2 protein-coding genes are annotated in these 2,629 nt (G+C 39.9%); both read right to left on the reverse strand.

What is annotated here, in order from left to right:
• The coding region (locus LD39_RS05270; protein WP_197061394.1) for an A24 family peptidase at nt 1-713 on the reverse strand (713 nt) is incomplete at its 3' end.
• Between the two features lie 336 nt (nt 714-1,049).
• Nucleotides 1,050-2,629, reverse strand: a 1,580-nt coding sequence (locus LD39_RS05275) for a sensor domain-containing diguanylate cyclase (RefSeq protein WP_035543678.1), incomplete at its 5' end; no start/stop codon positions are given.

The raw sequence follows: 2,629 nt of genomic DNA on the forward strand, positions 1-2,629 counted from the left end.
AAAAAATAAGAAAAACTAGCACCTACCACGATAAAAGGGCCAAACGGAAAAGGTTCATTCTTTGAGATAACCCTCACTATTAATAAAAACCCACTCGTAATCGACCCTAACAGAGTAGAAAGGAAAAACGTTACAAGCAAAAGCTTCCATCCTAATACGAAACCGATTAATCCAAATAGCTTCATATCTCCTCCCCCCATCCCACCTTTACTGATAAGAATTATAAATGCTGTCATCCCAATCCCAATGACTCCCCCCAGCAAGGAAGACCACCAAGGTTCAAGTGGTTGAAAGCAACGATAGATGAGAAATAAGATAAAGAAAAATAGTAAAAGTTTGTCTGGGATAATCATATAGACTAAATCACTGACAGTTATGATAAGGAAGAGTGAAATCAAAAGAAGGGCAAGAACAAGTTCTAATTGTAATCCTACATACCAAATGCAAAAAGCAAACATCAGACCGCTTATTAGTTCCATAGCAGGGTAGATAAATGAGATCGGGGATTGACAGTAGCGACATTTTCCTCGTTGATGGAAGTATGAGAGTAAAGGTACAAGTTCATACCATTTCAGTGTCTTACGGCAGTAAGGACAATAGGACCGTTCTTCTTTGAACAGTTCGCCTTTCGGTAAACGAAGCCCAACGACATTGTAGAAGGATCCGAGGAGTAATCCAAGTAAGAAGAGATAAAAGATGAGGATTGAATTCATAGAAATGGCTCCTAAACAAGTATTATAGCATCAAACATTGATAGTTATTATTTTTCACCTCCTCAATTAATCGTTTAAAATTACAGGAATTAGTTTACTGCTAAACCATAACCCAAGACTATTATACCATTCTAATTATACTATGTATGCTGATAAGAAGCGATGCTGTCCTATAACCTTCCAGAAATAGAAAGTACTATCGTAATTGTATCCTGCTATTTAGTACAGACCTTGTTAATGGTTTATGTCAAGATTATTCATGGATCGATGCTGACTCTATTGACTGATCCTAAACTAGATTTAGTAAACAAAATATAATTAATCCAGCCGAATGGATTAACATTCGGCTGGATGTAATAAGGATTCATAACTCGCCACTTTGTCCCTTCCTTGCTGCTTAGCCCCAACATACATCGCGCGATCGGCATGCCGAATTAACTCCAGGGCTTCTTCACAGTCATCCGGGTATGTGGCTAAACCGATACTCGCAGTAATTGGAATTTCTTGTGGAGATCTCCCGCTCAAAATATGTTCATAAGAATCAAACGGCTTCTCCGTAATTGCTTGTCTAATATCTTCTGCCAGCCAAACGGCTTCATCCGATGTACATTCCGGAAGTAATAAGACAAACTCTTCTCCTCCATATCGTGCAAGGACGCCTCTGTTCCCTATTACCCTTCGAAGTCGCTCAGCTAGCAGACAGAGTACTTCATTTCCACTTTCGTGTCCGTATGTATCATTGACGATTTTGAAGTGATCGATATCTAATAAAATCAACGAAATCGGCTGTGTCCTGTTTTCATCCTTCCACTGTTGGAAGAGCTGGTGAAGATACTCTTCAAAGTACCGATAATTATAAAGACCGGTCAACGCGCAACGTTCGCTTTCCGCTTTCGTTTTTTCATAGTGTTTAGCATTTTGAATAGCAACCGCTAAGTAATTCCCGAGGATTTCCAAAATCATAAACTGATATTGCATGAACGCACGCTTTCTTTTGGCGTAAATCGTGATCACACCGACGATTTCCCCATTTCTTTCAACCGGTATGGAAATCGAGCTTTCAGCATCATCCGGCGTGTAGTTGTTCTCGAGGTGCTGCCAATCTCTTTTACTTTTAAAATGGACACTTTCCCCTTTCTCCCACGTGTTCCCGCTAATGCTCTCCCCTTTTTCCAATTGGATAATTGGAAATTGTATGTTTCCTGAACGATCATAGAAACGAATCAGGTTCAGTTGTTTTTCTGAAGTTACATCAAAAACATAAATATAGTCGAGAGGCAGAAGTTTACTGATTCGATCGACAAAAATATCCAAAACATCTCTAACGCCTAATTTGCCTGTCAGTTCGTGTCCTATGATACTCGTTCGTTTCAAATAATTATTCACCTGGCTGCTGTTATGATAAAGCATCAACATTCCCGATATGAAAATGAATGGAATACCGACGAAGAAAACAGCACTCACACCAAACTCTGCAAAGACGATGTAGAGAACTAAGCCAATGGGCAATACAAGACAACCGGTCAGTACGTCCCAAATCAGCCCGCGATCAAACCATTGAATCGGTTTATTGTACAGAAAACGAGAGATGAATTTAATCGAAAACTGATTAAAGAGAATCTGAGACACCGCATACGCCGTCACAGGTAACGCATTATCCAAAGAAGAGACCGCTTCACCTCCGTGGGTTCCCCCTAACAAGTAATAAAGAAGCGCTGAAAGTATGGAAATCATTAGGAACATTAAGAAGTTGATGGGAACCCGATAAAGGTCCGCTTTCCTCACTCTGAGCTTTCCCATCAAAAACAAGAGAGCCAGTTGAGAGACTAGAATTTCAATAAATAAGCCGTAATATAAAAAAACGGCAAAAGCAACCCCATGCGTAAAAAACACGGGGTTGTCACCTACTTGCAATG

It is taken from the genome of Halobacillus sp. BBL2006 (assembly GCF_000786645.1).
GTDB lineage: Bacteria > Bacillota > Bacilli > Bacillales > Halobacillaceae > Halobacillus.